At 69.7% G+C, this 22,111-nt stretch carries 18 protein-coding genes and 1 tRNA gene; 7 read left to right on the top strand and 12 right to left on the bottom strand.

Annotation, left to right across the window (positions count from 1 at the left end):
* Nucleotides 1-227 precede the first annotated feature (227 nt).
* The 5 genes from AB0J76_RS05230 to topA all read right to left on the bottom strand — a co-directional run bounded on the left by AB0J76_RS05230 (nt 228) and on the right by topA (nt 8,167).
* A complete protein-coding gene (locus tag AB0J76_RS05230; RefSeq protein WP_352318533.1) occupies nt 228-1,406 on the bottom strand; it encodes a DNA polymerase III subunit delta' in 1,179 nt (392 codons plus the stop codon).
* Between the two features lie 9 nt (nt 1,407-1,415).
* On the bottom strand, nt 1,416-3,452 hold the full coding sequence (tmk, locus tag AB0J76_RS05225) for a dTMP kinase (protein WP_352318532.1): 2,037 nt from the start codon (nt 3,450-3,452) through the stop codon (nt 1,416-1,418).
* A 142-nt stretch (nt 3,453-3,594) separates the two neighbouring features.
* Entirely contained in the window at nt 3,595-4,167 is a 573-nt protein-coding gene (locus AB0J76_RS05220; protein ID WP_352318531.1) for a helix-turn-helix transcriptional regulator, read from the bottom strand.
* Between the two features lie 72 nt (nt 4,168-4,239).
* Entirely contained in the window at nt 4,240-5,469 is a 1,230-nt protein-coding gene (locus AB0J76_RS05215) for a metallophosphoesterase (protein WP_352318530.1), read from the bottom strand.
* Nucleotides 5,470-5,482: 13 nt separating this feature from the next.
* Nucleotides 5,483-8,167 carry a type I DNA topoisomerase gene (gene topA, locus AB0J76_RS05210; protein ID WP_352318528.1) on the bottom strand — a complete coding sequence of 895 codons (2,685 nt, stop codon included), beginning with the start codon at nt 8,165-8,167 and terminating at the stop codon, nt 5,483-5,485.
* 189 nt (nt 8,168-8,356) lie between these two features.
* Between topA and AB0J76_RS05205 the strand changes: the two genes are divergently transcribed.
* Nucleotides 8,357-8,542: a DUF5703 family protein gene (locus tag AB0J76_RS05205; RefSeq protein WP_125641854.1), complete on the top strand. Its 186-nt coding sequence runs from the start codon at nt 8,357-8,359 to the stop codon at nt 8,540-8,542.
* A 122-nt stretch (nt 8,543-8,664) separates the two neighbouring features.
* Here AB0J76_RS05205 and AB0J76_RS05200 read toward each other — a convergent pair whose 3' ends face one another.
* Both AB0J76_RS05200 and AB0J76_RS05195 read right to left on the bottom strand, forming a co-directional pair.
* Entirely contained in the window at nt 8,665-10,776 is a 2,112-nt protein-coding gene (locus AB0J76_RS05200) for a chaplin family protein (RefSeq protein WP_352318526.1), read from the bottom strand.
* Nucleotides 10,777-11,028: 252 nt separating this feature from the next.
* The gene (locus tag AB0J76_RS05195; protein ID WP_352318525.1) at nt 11,029-11,610 is read right to left on the bottom strand and encodes a hypothetical protein; all 582 of its coding nucleotides are present in this window, start codon (nt 11,608-11,610) and stop codon (nt 11,029-11,031) included.
* Between the two features lie 319 nt (nt 11,611-11,929).
* Here AB0J76_RS05195 and AB0J76_RS05190 point away from each other — a divergent pair.
* Together AB0J76_RS05190 and AB0J76_RS05185 are read left to right on the top strand one after the other, a co-directional pair.
* Nucleotides 11,930-12,015 (top strand) — tRNA-Leu (locus AB0J76_RS05190).
* Nucleotides 12,016-12,554: 539 nt separating this feature from the next.
* Nucleotides 12,555-12,917, top strand: coding sequence for a helix-turn-helix transcriptional regulator (locus AB0J76_RS05185; RefSeq protein WP_352318523.1), 363 nt, complete (start codon nt 12,555-12,557; stop codon nt 12,915-12,917).
* Nucleotides 12,918-12,943: 26 nt separating this feature from the next.
* Here AB0J76_RS05185 and AB0J76_RS05180 read toward each other — a convergent pair whose 3' ends face one another.
* Together AB0J76_RS05180 and AB0J76_RS05175 are read right to left on the bottom strand one after the other, a co-directional pair.
* Nucleotides 12,944-13,534, bottom strand: coding sequence for an ATP-dependent Clp protease proteolytic subunit (locus AB0J76_RS05180; protein WP_091081201.1), 591 nt, complete (start codon nt 13,532-13,534; stop codon nt 12,944-12,946).
* On the bottom strand, nt 13,531-14,157 hold the full coding sequence (locus AB0J76_RS05175) for an ATP-dependent Clp protease proteolytic subunit (protein ID WP_352318521.1): 627 nt from the start codon (nt 14,155-14,157) through the stop codon (nt 13,531-13,533). The genes AB0J76_RS05180 and AB0J76_RS05175 overlap by 4 nt, the downstream gene beginning before the upstream one ends.
* 152 nt (nt 14,158-14,309) lie before the next feature.
* Between AB0J76_RS05175 and AB0J76_RS05170 the strand changes: the two genes are divergently transcribed.
* The 4 genes from AB0J76_RS05170 (at nt 14,310) to AB0J76_RS05155 (ending at nt 19,145) form a co-directional block, all read left to right on the top strand.
* The gene (locus AB0J76_RS05170) at nt 14,310-14,471 is read left to right on the top strand and encodes a hypothetical protein (protein WP_352318519.1); all 162 of its coding nucleotides are present in this window, start codon (nt 14,310-14,312) and stop codon (nt 14,469-14,471) included.
* Between the two features lie 327 nt (nt 14,472-14,798).
* Nucleotides 14,799-15,191: a hypothetical protein gene (locus AB0J76_RS05165; protein ID WP_352318517.1), complete on the top strand. Its 393-nt coding sequence runs from the start codon at nt 14,799-14,801 to the stop codon at nt 15,189-15,191.
* Nucleotides 15,112-16,824 (top strand): transporter substrate-binding domain-containing protein, encoded by a 1,713-nt coding sequence (locus tag AB0J76_RS05160; RefSeq protein ID WP_352318515.1) that lies wholly within the window; start codon nt 15,112-15,114, stop codon nt 16,822-16,824. The genes AB0J76_RS05165 and AB0J76_RS05160 overlap by 80 nt, the downstream gene beginning before the upstream one ends.
* An 875-nt stretch (nt 16,825-17,699) precedes the next feature.
* Nucleotides 17,700-19,145, top strand: a complete 1,446-nt coding sequence (locus AB0J76_RS05155) for an MDR family MFS transporter (protein ID WP_352318513.1) — start codon at nt 17,700-17,702, stop codon at nt 19,143-19,145.
* A gap of 17 nt (nt 19,146-19,162) precedes the next feature.
* On the opposite strand, the gene AB0J76_RS05150 is transcribed toward AB0J76_RS05155, so the two are convergent.
* The 3 genes from AB0J76_RS05150 to AB0J76_RS05140 form a co-directional block, all read right to left on the bottom strand.
* Nucleotides 19,163-19,816, bottom strand: coding sequence for a response regulator transcription factor (locus tag AB0J76_RS05150; RefSeq protein ID WP_352318511.1), 654 nt, complete (start codon nt 19,814-19,816; stop codon nt 19,163-19,165).
* Nucleotides 19,801-21,132, bottom strand: a complete 1,332-nt coding sequence (locus AB0J76_RS05145; protein WP_352318509.1) for a histidine kinase — start codon at nt 21,130-21,132, stop codon at nt 19,801-19,803. The genes AB0J76_RS05150 and AB0J76_RS05145 overlap by 16 nt, the downstream gene beginning before the upstream one ends.
* 81 nt (nt 21,133-21,213) lie before the next feature.
* Nucleotides 21,214-22,092, bottom strand: a complete 879-nt coding sequence (locus AB0J76_RS05140) for a LysR substrate-binding domain-containing protein (RefSeq protein WP_352318507.1) — start codon at nt 22,090-22,092, stop codon at nt 21,214-21,216.
* Nucleotides 22,093-22,111: the final 19 nt, after the last annotated feature.

Genomic DNA, 22,111 nt, shown 5'->3' with positions numbered 1-22,111 from the left:
CCTCGGGGGTTGTTACGGCCTACCGTTGCCACACTACGTGTGTCCGCCCGGTGAGCGTGAGGGGCACCGGGCCCGATCTTGAATCAACCGCCCGTCCGGCAGTCCTGGCCCTTCGGCAGCGAGAAGGCGGAAACCGCAGGCCATCGCAGCCGGCCCCCAAGGCAAGCCACCGCAGGCGAAGCCTCAAGCAGCCCACGCAGCCACCACAGGCGGCGGCCGGGATCAGCTCAGGCCGCCCCGCGCAGCGACAACATCATCGCCTCCACCGCGATCTGCGGATTGACGTTGGCCCCCAGCCGCTCCCGGCACCGCATGATCGCGTCGATCCGCCGCAGCGTCTCCTCCGGCGTGGACGACCTGGCGAGCTGGTCGAGATCGAACCGGATGTCGTCGTTGGCCAGCTCCACCCCCGCCCCGAACTGCATGGCCAGCACGTCGCGGTAGAACGACACCAGCTCCAGCAGCGCGGCGTCGAGCGAATCGCGTTTGATCCGGGTGGCCCGGGACTTCTGCCGGTCCTCCAGCTCCTTGAGTGCGCCCGCGCCGCCGCGCACCAGCCCCCGGTTGAGCCCCTTGCCCGTGGAGCCCTCGCCGTAGATCTTGCGCAGCTCGGCCGTCTCGTTCTCGTTGAGCGCCGCCGTGGCCGCCGCGGCTTCTTCCTCGGCCGTCTTGACCAGGCGTTCGGCGGCGGACACGCACTCGCCCACCCCGGTCAGCGAGCGCGGGATGCCGAGCACGGCCTCCCGCCGGTGACGGGCGCCCTCGTCGAGGGCCAGCGACCGCGCCCTGCTGATGTGCCCCTGCGCGGCCCGGGCGGCGAACGCGGCGGTCTCCCACGGCACGCTGTCGCGCGTGGCCAGCACGTGCGCGACGGCCTCGGTGGACGGCGTGGTCAGTGTGACCTGGCGGCAGCGCGACCTGATGGTGATCATGAGGTCGTCGGGAGCGGGCGCGCACAGCAGCCAGACCGTGCGCGGCGGGGGCTCCTCGATGGCCTTGAGCAGGGCGTTGGCCGCCGACTCCGTGGCGCGGTCGGCGTCTTCGAACAGGATGACTCGCCAGCGGCCCTGGGTGGGGGCGCCCGCGGCCCGCAGGATGAGCTCGCGGGTCTGCTTGACGCTGTAGGACAGGCCCTCAGGACGTACGGACTCCAGGTCGGGGTGGGAGCCGATGAGCACCTGGTGGCACTGGTCGCAGTGGCCGCAACCGGCGTCGGGGCACAGCAGCGCGGCGGCGAAGGCGCGCGCGGCCTCCTCCCGGCCCGAGCCGGGCGGGCCGGTGAACAGCCAGGCGTGCGTCATGCCGGCGCCGCGACCGCCCTTGACGGCCTCGCCGGCCGCCGCAGCGGCCCGCGACAGCACGGAGATCGCCTGGGCCTGCCCGACGAGGTCATCGAAAACTGTCACGGCGTAAGGCTAGTCGCGGATGGCGGGCATCGTGCCCGTGGCGTCTTCGGATTCGCGGGGCACCGGGTCGGGCAGGATCTCGCGGATGCGGTCCTGGATCTGGCGGGTCAGCACCTCGGGCGGCATCGTGCCGTCGACCACGAGGTAGCGGCCGGGATCGGCGGCGGCCAGCGCGCGGAACTCCTTGCGCACCCGCTGGTGGAACTCCAGCGGCTCGGACTCGATGCGGTCGGCCGCCCCGCCCAGCCGGGTCAGCCCCACCTCGGGCGGCGTGTCGATGAGCACGGTCAGATGCGGTACGAGGCCGCCCGTCGCCCAGGCGTTGATCCTGGAGACGTCCTCGGGATCGAGCGCCCGGCCGGCGCCCTGGTAGGCCAGGGACGAGTCGACGTAGCGGTCGCTGATCACCAGCGAGCCCCGGTAGAGCGCCGGCCGGATCACCTTCTCGACGTGCTCGGCCCGGTCGGCCGCGTAGAGCAGGGCCTCCGAACGGGCCGACAGACCTCGCTCGGCCGCGTCGAGCAGGATCGCCCGCAACCGCATGCCGATCTTGGTGGAGCCCGGCTCCCGGGTCTGGACCACGTCGTAGCCCTGGTCGCGCAGCCAGATGGCGATCAGCCGCGACTGGGTGGTCTTGCCCGAGCCCTCGCCGCCCTCGAACGCCAGGAACAGCCCCGGCACGTGCTCGGCCGGCTCGGCGGGGTAACGCTCGCCGCGCACCGCCGCGAGCAGGTCGGCCGACAGCGAGACGCCCTGCCTGTCGTCCATGTGGCGCAGGGCCAGGATCCCGACGGCCATCGCGAGCCCGCCGCCGATGACCAGCACCAGGTTGGTGCCGTCGAAGCGGTAGGCGATGGCGCCGAGGCCGAACTCGTGGGCGCCGAAGAGCGCCGCCAGCGGGTTGGCCACCGCCACCACGAGCAGCAGGGTGACCCGCGCCGTGGACTGCAGGAACGAGAACGTGCGCCCGCGCAGCGCGTCTTCGACCTCCAGCCCGATCAAGGTGTAGCCGATGATCCACGCGATGCCCGCGCACGCCCCGAGCAGCACGGTCAGCATGACCACGATCGGCAGGTTGTGGATCAGCGCGATGGCCACGAGCACCACCCCGGCCACGGTGATGGCCAGGCCGAACAGCCGCCGCCGCGACAGCCCGCGCAGCAGCCTGAGGCCGACGAACATGCCCAGCGCCATGCCGACGAAGACCGCGCCGAACACGACGCCGTAGGCCGCGTCGCCGCCGCCGAGGGCCACCACGTAGATCTTCGCCACGCCGACCACGGCCCCACCCGCGGCGAACGCGCCGAGCATGCCGATGATCAGGCCGCGCACGAGCCGGTTGCCGCCCACGAAGCGCCAGCCCTCGACGACCTGCTTGAGCACCGAGGGCGTCGAGATCGCGCCGTCGCGCTTGGGAATGCCGCGCAACGTGAAGATCAGGAAGGCCGACACCAGGTAGGCCAGGGAGTTGACGATGAGCGCCGGAGCGGTCGGGTCCATGCCGCTCAGCAGGGGCAGGACGCTGCGCCCCATGTCGCCGGCCAGGGACAGCGCGGCGAACAGCAGGGCCGCGATCGGCGCGCTGCCGTAGGTGACCAGCAGGTTGAGCCGGTTGGCTGATTCGAGCTGGTCCTTGGGCACCAGGTTGGGCACCGTGGCGTCCTTGGCCGGGACCCAGAACAGGTTGACGCACTCGACCAGGACGGTCGCGACGATCACCCACTGGTAGGTGCCGATGACCGGGATCGACAACACGACCGCGAACCTGGCCAGGTCCGCGGTGAACATGGTCAGCCGCCGGTCGAACCGGTCGGCGAACACCCCGGCCAGCGGGCCGAGCAGCACCGCGGGCAACATCTTGGCGATGAACACGCCGCCCACGGCCAGCGACTGCATGCGGTAGTCGCCCTGGTTGAGGTTTCCGGCGAGGGCGGTCAGGGCCAGGATGTTGAGCCAGTCGCCCAGACTGCACACCGACATGGCCGTCCAGAGCCGGCGGAACGGCGCATGGGCCAGCACATGTGCGGCGCGCCTAGGGGCAGTCATGTTTTCAGCGTATCCAGGTGTCGGCCGGACATGGGAAGGCAGGAGACAACGCGGAAATTACCCGCTTGTCCGTGGCTGAGGGTATTACGTTCGCGGGTGGGCGTGCAGGTTACCCGCATGGAATAGGCCGTCGAAAACGTCGTCAATTCATTACTCCGGCCTCTTGCCTGATCTCCGCCACCAGAGGCGCCCAGGCGGCGCGGACGGCGGCCGGCAGGGCCAGCTCGCCCCAGAGCTCGACGAGCAGCGCGCCGTCGACGTGGTCGAGCAGGTCGGCGGGGCCGCCCTCGCTCAGGAGCGCCGAGTAGGCCGCCCGGCGCTGGTCGCGGTCGGCCAGGTCGTAGACCCGGCCGCCGAACCGCAGGACGCCGAGGGCCGCGGCCACCGGCAGCCGCCGCAGCCGGCTCGGGACGTGGAAGCTGCGCCCGCCCGCCGACTTCACGGCGAACTCGACCTTGGGCTCAAGGGCCAGCCGGAACCCGGCCGCGTCGAGGATGCGCCCGGCGGTCTCCAGGGTCGGCGACTTCCTGCCGTGCTCGTAGGCCGACAGGGTGGTGCGCGAGGTGCCGCTCCTGCTGGCCAGCGCCCTCTGGTTCATGCTCGCCGCGTGGCGCGCCTGCCTGAACAGCAGCCCGCCGCGCCTGGCCCAGAAGGCGACGTCGGGCGCGAGCGAAGCCGCCTGGCGCAACGCCCCTTCGGCCGGGGAGGACACCATGTTCACCTCCTGCGAGTATCCGGTCGGATACTACGCCAAGATGACACCACGTGGCGACCGCGTCGCGCAAAGTCAGGAACGCAGCTCAAGCATAGTGATCTCCGGCGGCGCGCCGACCCGTACCGGCGGCCCCCAGAACCCGGCGCCCCTGGTCACGTACACCTGCACGCCGTCGACCGTGGCCAGACCCGACACCACGGGCTGCTGCAGGCCCACCACCAGGTTGAACGGCGCGATCTGCCCGCCGTGCGTGTGCCCCGACAACTGCAGGTCGACGCCGAACTCAGCCGCCTGGTCCACCTGCACGGGCTGGTGCGCGAGCAGCACGGTGGACCGCCCCGGCGTCCGGCCGCCGAGCGCCTTGGCGAAGTCGGGCCCGTCGCCGACGGCCTCGCCGTTGAGGTCGTTCACCCCGGCCAGGTCGAGTACGGCGCCCTGGTGGCTGATCTCCACGCGCTCGTTACGCAACGAGCGAACGCCGAGCTGGTCGAGCTCCTCGATCCATTCCTGGGGGCCGTTCTGGGTGTAGTACTCGTGGTTACCGGTCACGAAATATGCCCCGTAGCGGGACTCAAGGCTTTTGAGCGGCTTGGCGAGGGCGCCCAACTGGGCCACGGACCCGTCCACCAGGTCGCCGACGATGGCCACCACGTCGGGACGCAGAGCGTTGATCATCCTGACGATGCGCTCGGTGTGGCCGACGCCCGTGAGCGGGCCCAGGTGGATGTCGCTCACCACGGCGAAGCGCAGGCCGTTCAGCCTCGGGTCGAGCTTGGGCAGCCGGACCCGCACCGGCTCCAGCACCGGGTCGCCGAGGGCGCTGGTCATGCCGTAACCGACCGTGCCGAGCGCGCCGACCCCGGCCACCACCGCGGTGGTGCGCCCCAGGAAGAGCCGCCTGCTCATGGGCGGCACGGTAGGGGGAACAGGCTCAGTGGCGGGCCCGGACGGCGGGCCGGCGGACGTCACCGCCGCGACCGGAACCGGCTCCTTGACCGCCACCGGCCCGCGCTCGCCCCTGCGGATGATCATCGACGCGACGGCCCGCGGCACCTCCAGCACGAGCAGGAACACCACGAGGTAGAACATCAGCGCCACCCACAGGTAACCCGGCCAGGCCAGCCAGTTGCCCAGCTCCATCCGCGTGCCCGCGAACGCGGCCACCACGAGCAGGACGAGCCCCACCAGGCCCCAGGTCAGCGCCTTGCGGACGCGCCCGGGGCGGGTCGCGGAGCGCACCATCCGATGCCACAGATAAAGGTGCGCCACCACGACGAGAGCGACGAAGACCAGCACGATCACACGTCGATGCTACTTACGACTTGGCCGCCGGCTTCTTCGCGGTCGTCTTCTTCGCCGGGGCCTTCCGCGTGGTCTTCTTCGGCGCGGGCGCCCGCTCGCGGCGCTCGGCCAGCAGCTCGGCGGCCCGATCGATGGTGATGTCCTCGACCGTGTCGCCCTTGCGCAGCGACGCGTTCGTCTCGCCGTCGGTCACGTAGGGGCCGAAACGCCCCTCCTTGACCACGACCGGCTTCTTCGACACCGGATCGTCGCCCAGCTCCCGCAGCGGCGCCGCCGCCGCGGCCCGCCGGCCGCGCTGCTTGGGCTGCGCGAACAGCTCCTTGGCCTGCTCGATCGTGACCGTCAGCAGGTCCTCTTCCGAGGTGAGCGAGCGGGAGTCGGTGCCCTTCTTGATGTACGGCCCGAATTTCCCGTTGTGCGCCACGACCTCCTCGCCGTCGAGCTCGCCCACCACCCGGGGGATGGCCAGCAGCTTGAGCGCGTCGTCGAGGGTGATCGTGTCCAGCGACATCGTCTTGAACAGGGAGCTGGTGCGCGGCTTGGGGGCGTCTGCCTTCTTCGTCCGCTTCTTCGGCGTCTCGTCCTCGGCCGGCTCGGGCAGGATCTCCGTCACGTACGGGCCGTAACGGCCGTCCTTGGCCACGATCGTGTGCCCGGTCACGGGGTCCTTGCCCAGCTCGCGGTCGCCGGTCGGGCGCGAGAACAGCTCCTCGGCCTTCTCCGCCGTCAGCTCGTCGGGCGTGGTGTCCTCGGGCACGTTGACCCGCGCGCCGTCTCTGTCCAGGTACGGCCCGTAACGCCCGACCCGCAGGACGATGTCCGTCCCCCTGATCGGGAACGAGCTGATCTCCTTGGCGTCGATGTCACCGAGGTCGGTGACCATCTCCTTCAGGCCCTCGTCGCCGTCGCCCGCGCCGTAGTAGAAACGCTGCAGCTCGGGCACCCGCTCGGCGCGGTCGTTGGCGATGTCGTCGAGCACCTTCTCCATCTCGGCCGTGAAGTCGTAGTCGACCAGGTTGCCGAAATGCTGCTCAAGCAGGTTGACCACGGCGAAGGCCAGGAAGGACGGCACCAGCGCGGTGCCCTTCTTGAACACGTAGCCGCGGTCGAGGATCGTGCCGATGATCGACGCGTACGTCGAGGGCCGCCCGATCTCGCGGTCCTCCAGCTCCTTGACCAGCGAGGCCTCGGTGTAGCGGGCGGGCGGCTTGGTGGAGTGGGCGGCCACGTCGAGCCGCGACACGGTCAGCGCGTCGCCCTCGGCGAGGTTGGGCAGCCGCTTCTCGGAGTCGTCGCGGTCGGTCGAGGGATCGTCGGCCCCCTCCACGTACGCCTTGAGGAACCCGTAGAAGGTGATCGTCCGGCCCGAGGCGCTGAACTCGACGTCTTCGCCGGAAGCCGAACGGCCGCCGACCTTGACGCTGATCGACTCGCCGACCGCGTCCTTCATCTGCGAGGAGACGGTGCGCTGCCAGATCAGCTCGTACAGGCGGAACATGTCGCCGGACAGCCCGGTCTCGCCCGGCGTGCGGAACTCCTCGCCGGAGGGCCGGATCGCCTCGTGGGCCTCCTGCGCGCTCTTGACCTTGCTGGTGTAGACGCGCGGCTTGTCGGGCACGTACGCGGCGCCGTAGAGCTTGATGGCCTGCGAGCGGGCGGCGGCGATCGCGGTCTCCGACAGCGTGATGCTGTCGGTACGCATGTAGGTGATGAAGCCCTGCTCGTACAGCCGCTGGGCGACCTGCATCGTGTACTTGGCGGAGAAGCCCAGCTTCCGGCTGGCCTCCTGCTGCAATGTGGTCGTCCGGAACGGCGCGTACGGCTTGCGCGTGTACGGCTTGCGCTCGACGGACCTGACCGCGAACGACGTGCCCTGGAGCCGGCCGGCCAGCTCACCGGCGGCGGCCTCTGACAGGTGCAGCACGTCGGCCGTCTTGAGCTGCCCGGTGCTGGCGAAGTCGCGCCCCTGGGCCACCCTCTTGCCGTCGACCGAGGTCAGTGTCGCGGTGAAGTCACGCGGCCGCTCCTCGGGCTTGCCGGAGTCGAACAGCGCCTGCAGGTCCCAGTAGTGGGCGGAGGTGAACGCCATGCGCTCCCGCTCGCGCTCGACCACCAGCCGCGTCGCCACCGACTGCACCCGGCCCGCCGACAGCCGCGGCTTGACCTTCTTCCACAGGACCGGGCTGACCTCGTAACCGTAGAGCCGGTCGAGGATGCGGCGGGTCTCCTGGGCGTCGACCAGGCGGAGGTTGAGATCGCGCGGGTTCGCGACGGCGTCGCGGATGGCCTGCGGCGTGATCTCGTGGAACACCATGCGGTGGACGGGCACGGTCGGCTTGAGCACCTCGCGCAGGTGCCAGGCGATCGCCTCGCCCTCCCGGTCCTCGTCAGTGGCCAGGTAGAGTTCGTCAGCACCCTTCAACAGCTGACGCAGCTTGCTGACCTGCGCCTTCTTGTCGGGGTTGACGACGTACAGCGGCTCGAACTCGTGCTCGACGTTCACGCCAAGGCGTGCCCACGACTCCTTCTTGAAGGCCTCGGGGATGTCGTCGGCCCGCTCCGGCAGGTCACGGATGTGGCCGATGCTGGACTCGACCGTGTAGCCGGCGCCGAGGTATTTCTCGATCGTCTTCGCCTTGGCGGGCGACTCGACGATCACCAGGCGTGTTCCGCCGGAGCTGCCGTTCTTGGCTGGCACGCTGCTTCCTACCTCACTGTTCGCTTGCAATCCCCCTGCCGGGAGTCGGCATAGATCTGAAAGGTAACCCGACTCGCGGAAATTTCCTTCCCCCGGGCTACCCACTAGCTTCCGGGTCCACCCACAAGCACGCAGAATAAGCCCCATCGAGCGGCATGGCGCCCTGACTCACCCTGGAGACTAATCGTTGTGCTCGACTACTCCTACATGGATATCTTCATCCCGCGCGACCTCACTCGCGAAGCCGCACGTCAACTGCTGACCGAACACGCAGAGTACGGCCAGTGGGAGCTCGCCCGGGTGCGGGTGCACCCCGACGGGAGCCGGCACGTACGGCTGCGACGCAAGGTCATCCGTGTCCGCAGCACGCTCTGAGCCTGGACATGGCTTTGCCCGCTCCGGGCCGCGCCCCCGGAACGGGCAAAGCATCTATCGCCTACCGCTCCCAGGCGGTGGAGCGGTAGCGGTATCTGTGGTTACCGACCTATGCCGTATATCTACTTACGGCCGAACCGGAACCGGCGGGCGGTCGCGAACAGCGTGGCCGATGCGGCGAACATCGAGCCGAGCAGCAGCGCGAGCAGCGAGCTGGAGTTCATCCCGGTGAGACCGGCGGGCTGGGCGGCGCTCATCAGGCCCAGGTTGCCGACCGGCAGGCCGCCGGTGGCGGAGGTGACGGCGCCGCCGACCGGGGTGGAGGAGAGCAGGTCGGTGGCCGGGGAGAGCGGCGACGAGGGCCGGGCCGGCGCCCTGCGCACGTGGTCGGTCCTGTCGGCCATGTGACGCTTGCCGGGCCGGACGGGCACCCGCTTCTCCCACGACTTGGCCGGCATGTCGACCTCGCCGGGCCTGGCCTGCGCCGGACCCTGCACCGGAGCCTGCGCCTGGCCGGGCAGGCCGGGCAGCTCGGGCAGGGCGGGCAGACCCAGGGTCTTGGACGCGTCGTCCACGAGCGGCAGCGAGGACAGACCGCCGCCGACCGGCAGGCCCGAGCCCCCCAGCTGCTGCGTCACATTGCCGGGGAGCGGCAGGCCTGAGCTCTGGAGCTGCTGCGTCACGTTGCCGGGAACCGGCAGGCCGCCCGCCTTCGACAGGCCGCCGACGTCGGGCAGCCCGGGCACGCCGCCGGTGCCGTTGACACCGTTGAGCGCCGGGACGGCGGGCACCGCGGGCAGCAGCCCGCTCTTGGCCGCGGCCTGGTGGCCGGTGGACCGCAGGAACTGGCCGTAGCCGCCCGGGTTGCCCGGCTTGCCGACGTGCGCGCCGCCCAGGCAGCCCGCCGCGGCGTCGCCCAGCACGGCCACGGCGTTGCCGCAGACGTTGACCGGAGCCGTGATCGGCGCGATCACCTGGTTGCCGCTCAGCACGCCCGAACGCCCGGAGGTCGTGTTGCCGCCGCCGCCCACACCGTTGTGCGGCCAGACGGCCGCGCCGCCCTTGCAGTGGGCGTTGGAGGCGCCGAGCACCGCGGCGGCGTTGCCGCAGACGTTGAGCGGCGCGGTGATCGGAGCCACGACCTGGTTGCCCGCCCCGACGCCCGACTGCCCGGAGGTGTGGTTGCCGCCGGCGCCCCGGCCGCCGTTCTTGACCGACACGACGCCCCGGCACCCGGCGAACGCCTTGCCGAACGCGGCCACCGCGTTGCCGCACACGTTGAGCGGAGCGGTGATCGGCGCGATCACCTGGTTGCCGCTCAGCACGCCCGAACGCCCGGAGGTGGTGTTGCCGCCCGCCCCGGAACCGGCGCGGGTGTTCAGCACCGTCGCGCCGCCCCGGCAGTTGGCCACCGCGTTGCCGACGGCGTTGCCGCAGGCCGTGATGGGCAGGTTGACGGGGGCGATCACCTGGTTGCCGCTGCCGGCGCCGTAACGCCCGTCGGTGTCGTTGCCCGTGGAGCCCGGCGCGGCCATGTGGTGCAGCCAGCCGCCGCCGCCCGAGTTGGTGACGCTGGCGCCGCCCTGGCAGCCCGCGAACGCCCGCCCGAACACCGCCACCGCGTTCCCGCAGATGTTGATCGGCCCGTTGACCGGCGCGATCACCTGGTTGCCGCCCAGCGCCGACGACCGCCCGGACGTCCGGTTGCCGCCCGCGTTGCCGACGCCGCTGTTGTGCACGGAGGCGCCGCCCTTGCAGCCCGCGGTGGCGTCGCCGAAGATGGCCAGCGCGTTGCCGCAGGCGTTGATCGGAGCCGTGATCGGCGCCGTGAGCTGGTTCCCGCCGATGAGGCTGGAGTCGCCCGAGGTCTGGTTGCCCCCGGCGCCGCCCTTGCCCCTGTTGCGGACGGTCGCGCCGCCCCGGCAGCCCGCGTCCGACTTGCCGAACAGGGAGACCGCGTTGCCGCAGGCGTTCAGCGGCGCGGTGATCGGCGCGTTGACCTGGTTGCCGCCCAGCACGCTGGAGTTTCCTGAGGTGCGGTTGGGGATGTCGCTCGGGCCGGCGTTCTCGACCGAGGCGCCGCCCTGGGACCCGGCGGACGACTGGCCGGCCGCGCCGACGGCGTTGCCGCTGATGTCGATGGGCAGGTTGATCGGCAGGTTGACCTGGTTGCCGCCGCCGACGGAGGAGTTGCCCGAGGTGTCGGCGAAGGCCGCGCCACTGCCGAACGACATGACCGCGACCGCCAGAAGGGCCGCGGGAGTAGATGCTCTAGCCCACGTACGCATGGTGAATGCTCCTAGTGGTTCTTGGGGGGATACCTGAAACGGTTCGCGGGCAGCCGAGGCCGTGCGAGGTCGCACACAACGGTGACCTCGGATTCGCGAACAGGTTGACTGACGTCTCACCCGCCGGCGGAGGGGATCTGACCACGCTCCGCCGTCGCTCTCCGGACGGGACGTCCGGGGCGTGTCGAGATGGCGGGATCAGTCAGGTGAGAAGGAAGGGTCGTCCGCCGCTGTGCGGACGACGGGGGGCAGCACTCGCGCCATGACGGCGGACTGGTACTGCAGCCGCGGGTCGACACCGGACCTCGCGACATCCCCCATACCGGGCCCGAACGGGCCACTGCCACCACCGTTGGGCACCAGTCCATCGGTGTCCAAGATCTTTCCGGCGGAGGATGGTGGTGGCAGACCAGGATCCTGCTGGCTGTTGAGACCGTCCACGGTGCGGCCCGCCATCGCCTCGGCGTTGTCCGACGCCGAGAGGTAGCCGGGGACCGAAAGGGGAGCGGGGGCCGCGTCGGCGGCTCCTGTGGTGGCCGCGGTGGCGTCCGCGGCCGCCGGAGCGGCGGACATGGCTCCGAACACGACGGCGAGCAGCCATCCGGCCGCCACGAGGGCGCCCATCGCGACTGCTCGCACGACAACCCTGCGGGCACCGGCCGCGAACCGCGCCATCCGGTCGGCCCGCTCGGCGGTCGTGTCCTGCTCCGGGAGCGTCGTGGGCACGCGGCGCGCAGCGAGGGACGACGCCCTCGACTGCCCGACCTTCGTGCGTGCCACGTGACCTCCCAGCTTCGGAACCGGCCTCACGTCGTGAGGCCGGCCCGTGGACTCACCCCTCAACGATCCGTAACCGTAGCAGCACTCAAAGTTGCCGCAAGGGCTTTTCAGCAGAGACCCCGAAAAAGGCCAAGGACACGCGGGTCCGCTTCACGGAAGGCACCCGGGAGGGTCATCAGGACGGTCCGGCGGGTCCGCCGGCGGGCCGCCGGAGAGGCGGTGCCTCTCCCCTGTGCCGATACTTGGTATGACTCACCCCCCAGAGTTTGCTAACCTTACGGAGCCGACGCGAGATGACGGTCCCGCGTGCAGGCACCAAGTCCGGGTGGCGGAATAGGCAGACGCGCTAGCTTGAGGTGCTAGTGCCCAGTGATGGGCATGGGGGTTCAAGTCCCCCCTCGGACACCGGTCATATAAAAGCGCCAGGTCTCTGACCTGGCGCTTTTGCTTTGTCTTGGCGCTGAGGGTTCAAGTCGGGGAACTTATAGCCCCAGGCCAGGCGTATGGGGGTTCATCTCCCCCTCCGACATGCACGGTAAGCCCATGGCCCTCAGTACGCCGTCGGTGAAGAGCTGGCGGCGGGCTGAGCACCTCGGGTCCTGAAGCGCCGAGGTGCTGGGCCTGGGGGTCGGTACGGCGAGTGCGGGAGGGGCGGTCGGCACCGGCGACGGACATGGCGTTCAGGATGCCCGCGCCTCACACGAGTGGCCGGCCTGGCGTTGGAAGGACCGCAACCCAGCTTCCGGACCCCGCCTCACCTTGCAGAGCGCGGTGTGCGCCCTGGTCACGTGGCCGGGTGACCGGTGTCACCGAGTGGTCGCCGCCGCAGCGCCCACTCGTGAGCGGGCGGAGGCGCCCTAAGGGCCGGCGGAGGGGCCAGTCCCTGGTTCTGCTCTACGCGAAGCCGCCAGGACTCGAACGTGAGGTCTCCCTATGGTGTAGGCATGGCCTCCTCCATCCCGCCGCTGCGTCCGGCGATCGATCGGACCGCCCCCGAGTTCTCTCCGATTCGCGAGCGGCTGTGGAGGCAGGTGCTCGGTGAGTGTCTGCGAGGCATTCGTCACGAGCGAGGCGAGAAGTTGAGCGAGACGGCGAGTCGCGCCGGAGTCTCACCGCAATACCTCTCCGAGATAGAACGAGGGCTCAAAGAGCCGTCGAGCGAGATGATCGCTGCGGTCGCCGGAGCGCTGGATGTGACCCTGGTCGATCTGACCCTTGCCGTGGCCGAGAGCCTGCGCCCCGCTCAGCACAGCGTGTCAAGAGGCGCCACCTGCTCGGCGGCGACGACGTACGCACTGGCCGCATAGCGCGGCTTGCCGGGGTGTCCACGGGGTTAGGAGTGCTCCTCGATGATCTGGTCGAGGAGCCCGTACTCCAAGGCCGCGGTCGCGGTGAACACGCGATCGTGATCGGTGTCGGCGCGTAGGGTCTCGATCGTCTGGCCGGTGTGGCGTGACAGGATGCGCTCAATGTCCGCCCGGACACGTACGACCTCGTCAGCCTGCAAGATGAGATCGGGGATCGTTCCGCGTCCTTGAGCGGCCGGTTGGTGCAAGATCACCCGTGCGTGTGGGAGAGCGGCACGTTTTCCCTCGGCGCCTGCGGCGAGAAGGACAGCGCCCACGGCGACGGCCTGTCCGACGCAGGTGGTCGAGACCCGCGGGCGGATATGACGCATCGTGTCGTAGATCGCGAGCATCGCGCTCGGGTCGCCGCCTTCGCAGTTGATATAGAACTGGATCTCAGCATCCGGGTTGTCCGACTCCAGAAAGATCAGCTGCGCGATGAGCGCGTTCGCAACGCCCGCGTCAATGGCGGTGCCCAGATAAACGATGCGCTCGGTGAGCAGGTGCGAGTAGACATCCATGATCCGCTCGCCGCGAGGATTCTGGGCGATTACGTTCGGGATCGTATATGAGGTCACTTGCCGACTCCTTCGGTGATGCCGAATCCAGGCCGCGGGCGATGGTGGGGCGCGATTTCGCCGAAGTTCTGCACGATCGCATCGATGAAGCCGTAGTCGAGTGCTTCTTGCGCTGTATACCAACGATCGTGCAGGGAATCCTCGAATATGCGCCCGACGGGTTGTCCCGTGTCCTCGGCAATGAGGCCGAGCACCGTGTCGCGCGTATGCCGAAGGTCGTTGGCCTGCAGTTCGATGTCAACCGCGGTGCCGCCGATTCCCGCCGAGCCCTGGTGCATCAGGACGCGTGAGTGCGGCAGGGCGCGGCGCTTCCCGCGGGCTCCCGAGGACAGCAGGAATTGCCCGGCGCTGTAGGCGATGCCCAACACGAGGGTCGATACGTCGCAGGGAATGAGTCGAATGACGTCGCGAATCGCCAGCATCGAGGGAACCGAGCCGCCCGGGGAGTGGATCCACAATGCGATGTCGGTCGCCGCGTCCTGCGTGGCGAGTGTCATCAATTGCGTGGCCAGCAGCGTCCCGTTGTCATCGTCGAGAGGGCCGTCGAGAACGAGAACACGCTGCTCATAAAGCTCGCGTCTTACCTGCGCGTTCAACAGCGGGAGTTTTGATTCTTCGCTCATGCGTCCATCATGTGCAGCGATTCGGACCAGGGGTGACGCGATCTGCCTGGGGCAGATCTGCTGTGAGCTGATCGATCTCCTGAGCTGGGACGACTTGGCGGCCAACGGGTTGGGGAAGGTGGCGCCCTGAACTGACGACCGCCGTTGGTCACGTGTGCGCCTTCGCCGCCCTGCTCACCGCTGGCCACGACGGCGACCTCGACACTCACACCGGCCGGCTGGACGAGTGGATCACCGCCACGCAGGCCGATACCACCGTTCCTGCCCTGCGGTCCTTCGCCGAAGGGCTGCTCATCGACCACGACGCTCCGTAGCCGCCGGGCTCGCCATGCTCTACAGCAATGGACCCACCGGGGCGTCGTCAACAAGACGAAATGATCAAACGACAGATGTACGGGCGCGTCGGCTTCGCCCTCCTCCGAAAGCGAATACTCCTCGCGTGACCGTCCGTCACCTCCGGACTCTTGGATGAGCCGTTTACTGGACACACCAGCAGAGATGTCGTGGCCGCTGTCAATCTGGTCTGGCGCAGATCACTTGAGGCTGCGGGCCGTTCGATCAGCGACATGACAAGGCTCAGGCACATCCAGGCCGTTAGCATGATCTATACCAAGTAGCCGTAATTCAAAGGACGTGGCCTCGTGTCTGAGCTGTCCGATGCAGTGGACCTGCAAGTAGTCGTCGAGGGTGCGGAGGCCGCGCTCCACGCTGTGGAGTTGTTCAACTGGCTTGGTTCGGAGGATGAACTGCGAGGGCGGGTACGGCCTCAACGGCGAGCGCCAGAGCCGGGAGAGATGGGCGCGTCGGTGGAGTTGCTGACGGTGGCGGTGGGCTCCGGTGGCGCGGTGGCGGTGTTGATCCAATCGGTGTGCACCTGGCTCACCTCCCGCCGTACCGACGTCAAGGTCATCGTCACTGCTGCCGACGGGCGGCGTATCGAGGTGGATATCCGTCGTGCTGCGGACCCGGCGGCGGTGCTGCGGGAGGTGGCGGAACAGTTCCCGGCGGCTGTCGAGCGGCAGAGTGAGTCGTAAGCCGCTCCTGGACGCCGGTGGCAGCCGGGCGGTACTCATCGGGGCAGGTACCTTCCACGACCCGGAGTTGCCTGACATTCCGGCTGTGCGCAGGAATCTGGAAGACCTGCGCGAAGTGCTGACGCATCCCGTACATGGTCTCCTGACAGCCGATCATTGTCAGATATTGGCCGACCCCGCAGACCAGGCCGCTGTCGGCGTGGCCCTGACCGCCGCTGTCCGTGAGGCGGAGGATCTCCTGCTGGTCTATTACTGTGGACACGGAGTCCTCGACGACACCGGCGTACTGCACTTCGCTCTGACCGGCACGGATGCCGAACACGTCGGCTTCTCTGCCATCCACGTAGACCTTGTCAAACGCATGGTCGGCAGCGCTCGCGCCAAAGCTCGCGTGCTCCTACTGGACTGCTGCTTCTCCGGCCAAGCCGTCACAGTCATGAGCAACCGGAGGAGCCTCGCCCTGGGGCAGCTTGATCTGACGGGCACCTACACCTTGACGTCCACGCCTGCGACCGCTCTCTCTCACGCCCCACTTGGTGCCCGGAACACCGCCTTCACCGGAGCGTTGCTGAACGCACTACGCATGCCCGGCCCGCTCACCCTGGATCAGATCCACCGCCACATCGACCAAGAACTGGTTGGCCGAGGCCTCCCCCGCCCGCAACGCCGCTCCGTCGGCACCGCCGGAAATCTCACCGTGACACGGGGGCCGATCAAACCCCCGCCCCCGCCTGCTGTCGCCGAACTGTCTTCTCGACAAGGACTTCGTCCGGCCACTTCCCGCTCCCACAAGAAGGCGCCGAGCGCTACGGCGAAGACCGGCCGTGCCCTGCTCGCGATGTTGCCGCTCGTTCTGCTCCCGGGCAGCACCTACGCGCCCGACTCATTCCTCGATGCCGCGCGCGTAGTGGCCGGAGTCTGGAAAGACGATGGAAATCGCAATAACGCAGCAGATTCGAGCTACAACGAAGATGTGATCAGGGGATTGCTTGCTCTCGCTGGCTTCAAGAGAGATATCACCTTCAAGAAGGTGGCGCGAGAGGACGCGATAAGAACGCTTGTCAGTAACGGCGTTCACATCGCGGGCACGCTGGGCATAACCGCATCCAGAGAAAGACAAGTCGACTTTGTCGGCCCGCTCGCGTCCGCGCGACTGGGCGTACTGGTTCGCCACCAAGAAAGAGGTGTCGAAAAAACTTCCGACCTTTCCGGGCGGCGTGTATGCACGGTTGCCGGTTCAACGACACTCGAATATTTGAAGAACGAAATGGGGGTACTGATCACCGCGCAACGGAGCCTTGGTGACTGCCTCACCAGGCTGTATCAACATGCCGTGGACGCGATCGTCGGAGACCGCTTGACACTCGCCGGCATAGAGCTAGCAGAGCAACAAGGCACTAAATTTGTCAATGGGATCAGGTTCGGCCCTCGCGAATCCATCGGATTCGCGATACCCAAGGGCGATCATGATACTTGCGAACGCCTCCGAATCGCCCTGCAAAAATACGTCGGCAGCAAGGATTGGCGGGAACACTTCAGTGAACGCCTGCCTTTGAAGCAGGATTTTCTCGAAGCGCAACCCACTCTGGAACAGATCAACGAAGTGTCCTGCCGAGCAAGCGCAGCAGACTGAGTGGCCTGCAACGACGTGAGTTCTTCACGCGCGATCAACAAGGCATTTCTGAGATCTCCCATGCTGCTACGGCGGTGTCCGCCGCGTTCGATGACATGAGTACGTGCGCCGGGCTGGTTCCGGTGATGCGAGTTGCCGAGCGGTGCGGGCTCGCCCGTCTGATGGCGGACAAGGTGGAGTCGAGCGGGACGATGAACAGTGGGGGTGCCCAGCGGACGTCAATGTCACCAGCATCGTGGTCGGAATGCTCGCGGGAGCAGACAGCATCGACGGCCTGGACGTCGAACGCCCCTCAGAATCACCCGTCCCCACAGCCGCCCAGGAATCCGTGATCCACAGGTATTGACCATGGCTCCGCGGTCCTCGGTCTCGTACGAATTCGACTGCACAAGCTCTGCGTGTGCCCACTCGACCTTCGCTCGACAGACCGATTGGCATGCACAGACAGCAAGCAGAATCACGTCATGCGGATGCGATGTACGAGGCTGAGGACAGCGGAAGCGGCAGGCCATGTGCGTCCGGTGGCGCTCAGTCCTCGGACACACACCGCACACATGTGGAGGCACCGGTTAACCGGGCCTCCACATTCTGCTTTCTGGGGCAGTACACGAATTCCCCACATCCTTGGGACCCCGGACTCTCTTCTCCATGACGGTGATGCGCTGCGCCACCGTAAGCGGCGTTCAGCTTCCCCTCCCCGCCAACGGTTCCGGCGTCTGACCAGCACGGCGACGCGGTGGGGGCGGTTGGCGGGGGTGCGGCGATGAGTTTCGTCGGTGGGGGTGGTCAGTATGGGGGTGACGAGGACTACTGGCGAGACCCAAGACCGCCCGGCCGGCCGTGACAAGGTCAGGCCCGAGACCGATAGAGGTACCGTGTCCAGCCCACAGCTCGAATCATCCGCCAAGGGCGTGTCCGCCGGTTCGGGCCGTACGCCCGCCGTGATCCGGTTGCTGGTGCTGGCGACGTTCGTGGTCGTGCTCAACGAGACGATCATGATCAACGCGATCCCCCGGCTGATGGACGCCATGCACATCACCGAGCAGACCGCCCAGTGGCTCTCCACGGCCTTCATGCTGACCATGGCCGGGGTCATCCCGATCACCGGCTGGTTCCTGCAGCGGGTCACCACCCGCACGGCGTACACCACCGCCATGGGGTTGTTCCTGCTGGGAACGGCGCTGGCCGCGGTGGCGCCGGTGTTCGGGGTGCTGCTGGGGGCCCGGATCATCCAGGCGTCCGGCACGGCCGTGATGATGCCGCTGCTGATGACCACGCTGATGCAGGTCGTGCCGGAGAAGGACCGCGGGCGGGTGATGGGCAACGTGACGCTGGCGATCTCCGTCGCCCCGGCCATGGGCCCGGCGATCTCCGGGGTGATCCTGCACTTCGGGTCGTGGCGGCTGCTGTTCGCGGTGGTGCTGCCGATCGCCGGGCTGATCACGTGGAGCGGCCTGAGGCAGCTCAGGAACACCGGCGAGCCCGAGGTCAGCACCATCGACTGGTTCAGCGTGGTGACGGCGGCGGCCGGTTTCGGCGGGCTGGTCTACGGGCTCAGCCGGTTCGAGGGCGGGGACGTGCGCGTCGCCGCCGCGATCACGGCGGCCGGGCTGGCCGCCATCGCCGTCTTCGTGGTGCGCCAGCTCGTGCTGCAGAGGCGCGGCGCGCCGCTGATGGACCTGCGCACGTTGCGCCACCGCACGTACACGGTGGCGCTGGTCCTGATGTCGGTGGCCTTCATGGCGATGCTCGGGTCGATGATCCTGCTGCCTCTCTACCTGCAGAACGTCCGGGCGCTCAGCGCGCTGGAGACCGGGCTCCTGGTGATGCCGGGCGGCCTGGCGATGGGCCTGCTCGGGCCAGCCGTCGGCCGCGTGTTCGACAACCACGGCGGCCGGGTGCTGGTCATCCCCGGCGCGATCGGGATCATGCTCGCGCTGGCCGGGTTCACCCAGGTCACGATGACGATGCCGTACTGGCAGCTGCTCGGCCTGCACGCGCTGCTCATGGTGAGCCTGGCCGCGACCTTCACCCCGGTCTTCACGCTCGGCCTGGGGGCGGTCCCGCCGCACCTGTACTCGCACGGCAGCTCGATCCTGAGCACGCTCCAGCAGGTCGCCGCGGCGATCGGCACCGCGATGGTGATCACCGTGATGAGCGCGCGGGCCGACAGCCTGCGGGCCGAGGGCCTCACGCAGGCGCTGGCGACGCTCGGCGGCATGCGGCTGGCGTTCGTGGTGGGCGCGGTCCTGTCGGTGGCGGTGGTGGTGACCGCGCTGCTGCTGCCGTCCCGGGCGGAGCGCGCCGTCGAGCAGCACTAGCAGCGCGCCGTCGAGCGCTAGGGGGCGGTGGCGCCCAGGTAGGTGAGGACGGCGCGCACCCGGCGGTTGGTGTCGTCGTCGGCGGCGAGGCCGAGTTTGGCGAAGATCGTGGTCGTGTACTTGCTGATGGCGCCCTCGCTGAGGAACAGCCGGGCCGCGATCGCCGCGTTCGACAGGCCCTCGGCCATCAGTTCGAGCACCGAGCGTTCGCGTTCGGTGAGGGTGGCGAGGGGGTCGGCGTGGGCGGGGCGGCCGAGCAGCTTCGCGACCACCGTCGGGTCGAGCGCCGTGCCGCCGTCGGCGACCCGGGCAAGCGCGTCCATGAACTGGCCGGCGTCGAGTACGCGGTCCTTGAGCTGGTAGCCGACGCCGCCCTGGCCGTCGGCCAGCAGTTCGCGGGCGTAGAGCTGCTCCACGTGCTGGGAGAGGATCAGCACGGGCAGGCCCGGCACCTCGCGGCGGGCGGCGAGCGCGGCCTGGAGCCCCTCGTCGGAGAAGGTCGGCGGCAGCCGCACGTCCACGATCGCCACGTCGGGACGGTGGCCGACCAGCGCTTCGAGCGCCGCGGGCCCGGAGTCGACGGCCGCGACGACGGTGTGCCCGTACGCCTGGACGAGCCGGACGAGCCCGTCGCGGAGCAGGAAGAGATCCTCGGCTATGACAAGTCGCACGGCACCGCCACTGAGACGCGGGTGGGACCCCCGAGGGGGCTGTCGATGTCCAGACGGCCGCCGAAGGCAGCCATCCGGCGTCTGACGCCGTCCAGCCCGGAGCCGGCGGACGCGCTCGCCCCGCCGGCGCCGTCGTCGGTGACGGTCGCGGTGAGGGTCCGCGCCTGCGGCTCGTAGCCGAGCTCGACGGTCGCCCGGGTGGCGCGGGCGTGTTTGGCCACGTTCGCCAGCAGTTCGGCGACGGCGAAGTAGACCGCGGACTCGACCGGACGCTCGGGCCGCGCGGGCACGGAGCTGCGTACGTCCACCTCGACGGGCGCGTCTAGCGCCAGGGCCCGGACGGCGTCGACCAGGCCGCGCTCGGTGAGCACCGGCGGGTTGATGCCGCGGACCAGCGAGCGCAGCTCGGCCAGCGCCGCGATCGACGAGGCGCGGGCGTCGGCCAGGATGGCGCGGGCGGCGGCGGGGTCGCTCTCCAGGAGGTGTTCGGCGGCCTGCATCGACATGCCCATGCCGACCAGCCGCGCCTGGGCCCCGTCGTGCAGGCCGCGCTCGATGCGTTCGAGCTCGGCGGCCTGGGTCTGGGTCAGGTCGGCGCGCACGGACTCCAGCTCCGCCACCCGCCGGCCGAGCCGCGAGTCCGGGATCGGGCCGAGGAAACGGCCGGCCAGGGGGCCGAGGACGCGCCAGGCGAACGGCGCGGCGGCCAGCCCGGCCACGATCAGGGCGAGGCCGAGGCCGCGGAGGTCAGGGACGAGCGTCAGGTAGCCGCCGCCGGCCAGGCCGATCAGCGGCAGGGCCGCGACCGGCAGCACGGTCAGCCCGGCGAGCAGGCACCACAGCCCGTCCCAGTGCAGCTGGGGGTCGTGGAAGCGGGCGTTCATCCGGGCGCGGCGGCGGGCCTCCCGTTCGGACTTGTGGTACTCCTCGCCGTCCCACCAGTGGCCGGTGGCCATGCGGGTGACCGGCGAGGGGGTGCGGTAGGCGACCTCGATGCGCAGGCCGAGCCAGCGCGCGGCGAGCCGGCGGGCGGCCTGGCTGAAGGCGCGGCTGGTCAGCGGGTGCACGACCCACAGGGCCACGGCGATCCACAGGATCACCAGCAGCGTCTCGCCCAGCAGCGCCAGGGCCACGACGAACGGGGGCGCGGTCAGGTTCGCCGACCAGGAGTAGGCCAGCTCGGCGCCGAAGTGGCCGACGACGACGCCGACGATCGGCATCAGGCAGGTCAGCAGGACCAGGACGGCCGAGCGGCAGAGTCCGAGCACGATCTCGGCGCCCCAGCGCAGGGGCCCGCCCCTCCCGGGCGACCTCACCTGCCAGCGTCCTTCGGCACGGCGCCAATTGTGCCAGGCTGCCCCTTTTGGCGAGGGCCGGGGCCCTCCCCCGGCATCCCGCTACGCCCCCGTACGAAGGGGGCCTGCGACGGCGACCGCGGCGCGGACGAACGCGGCCACGGCCGGCGAGCGGGACCCCTGCGGCCACCCCACGGCCAGCTCGGACGGCGGCAGGTCGGCGACCTCTCGGTAGGCGATGCCCGGCCGGGGGTGCCGCCGTGCCACCGAGACGGGGACGAACCAGACGGCGCTCCCCAGTTCCACCAGGTTGCAGACCTGGGCCAGGTCCAGGCCGGTGCGACGCGGCGGGTGGCCGGGGAGGGGTTCGGCGCCGTCCCGCTCGGCGGGGGTGCCGTCGGGCAGCGGCCGGCCGGCCAGGTCGGCCATGGCCAGCACGGGCCGGGCGGCCAGCGGGTCGGCGGCCGGCAGCGCGACCAGGCGGGGCTCGCTCAGCAGCGGCTCGGTGTCGAGGTCGCGGTCGTCGAAGGGGGTGGTCAGCAGCGCGACGTCGGCCCGGCCGTCGCGCAGGGCGGGGGCCTGCTCGTTGCGCCCGCCCAGCAGCAGCTCGACCGGGAGCGCGCCGTCCTCGTGGCGGTAGGCCGCGAGGATCCTGGGCAGCAGCCCGGCGTCGTAGTCGGCCTTGAGCGCCACCCGGAGCCCCGGCTCGGGACGGGCCGCGTGCCGGACCCGGCGGGCCGCCGCGGCGACCGCGTCGAGTGCGGTCCTGGCGTCGCGCAGGAAGACCTCGCCCGGCGGGGTGAGCGTGACCAGCCGCGTGGTGCGCTCCAGCAGGCGCACGCCCAGCCGGCGTTCCAGCTCGCGGATCGCCCGCGACAGCGGGGGCTGCGCCATGCCCAGCCGCTCGGCGGCCCGCCCGAAGTGCAGCTCCTCGGCCACGGCCACGAAGTAGCGGAGCTCGCGGACCTCCAGGTCATTCATATCCGCAGGGTATCAATGG

The sequence above is a fragment of the Nonomuraea sp. NPDC049624 genome (assembly GCF_040675255.1).
Classification (GTDB): domain Bacteria; phylum Actinomycetota; class Actinomycetes; order Streptosporangiales; family Streptosporangiaceae; genus Nonomuraea.
Note: the sequence above shows the minus strand (reverse complement) of the source record. Positions and strands in the feature narration are given on the sequence as shown.

Coding starts and splice junctions, on each gene's coding strand:
- tmk (WP_352318532.1), bottom strand. CDS start 3,452: ATGACTGCCCCTAGGCGCGCCGCACATGTGCTGGCCCATGCGCCGTTC.
- AB0J76_RS05220 (WP_352318531.1), bottom strand. CDS start 4,167: ATGGTGTCCTCCCCGGCCGAAGGGGCGTTGCGCCAGGCGGCTTCGCTC.
- AB0J76_RS05185 (WP_352318523.1), top strand. CDS start 12,555: ATGGCCTCCTCCATCCCGCCGCTGCGTCCGGCGATCGATCGGACCGCC.
- AB0J76_RS05140 (WP_352318507.1), bottom strand. CDS start 22,092: ATGAATGACCTGGAGGTCCGCGAGCTCCGCTACTTCGTGGCCGTGGCC.
- AB0J76_RS05175 (WP_352318521.1), bottom strand. CDS start 14,157: ATGAGCGAAGAATCAAAACTCCCGCTGTTGAACGCGCAGGTAAGACGC.
- AB0J76_RS05200 (WP_352318526.1), bottom strand. CDS start 10,776: ATGTCGTTCGGCAGTGGCGCGGCCTTCGCCGACACCTCGGGCAACTCC.